Genomic DNA, 421 nt, shown 5'->3' with positions numbered 1-421 from the left:
CGAACGGGTTTTCTGTCATCCGTATTAGCGGGGGTAAGTTTAGCTGCCACAATATCACCAAGGTGATTAGTGATAATGTGAAGCTTAAAGCCGTAAAACCACCCCATCGTACCTTTACCTCTTGCCGCTGTTCCTTTGAATACCTTGTGTCTTGGTATGCGTAAGTTATGGCAGACTTTAATACTTGTAGAATCAATAAACTCAATACCAGTAGGCTCACCTTTCACGTGAGTAAAAAAAGAACTTAGCGGGATAAGAATTGACGGCATCACTTCCAGAAAGCGGGTATAGCTAAGCAACGTCGGGAACTCATTTTTGTAGTATCGGTGAATAATACCAAGATAGTAATTCTTAAAGTCACGCTGGTGCGACATATGGAAAGCAATAACGATGGTCATTATTTCGCTTTCGGACATACGAC

General features: G+C 41.8%; 1 protein-coding gene. It reads right to left on the bottom strand.

The annotated features are described in order from the left end of the window. A partial coding sequence (locus AACW06_RS20115; protein ID WP_192076392.1) for an IS982 family transposase occupies positions 1 to 421 on the bottom strand: 421 nt, incomplete at both ends.

This window comes from Vibrio sp. S12_S33, assembly GCF_963889785.1.
Classification (GTDB): domain Bacteria; phylum Pseudomonadota; class Gammaproteobacteria; order Enterobacterales; family Vibrionaceae; genus Vibrio; species Vibrio aestuarianus.
This window is presented reverse-complemented; position numbering and strand designations above follow the sequence as displayed.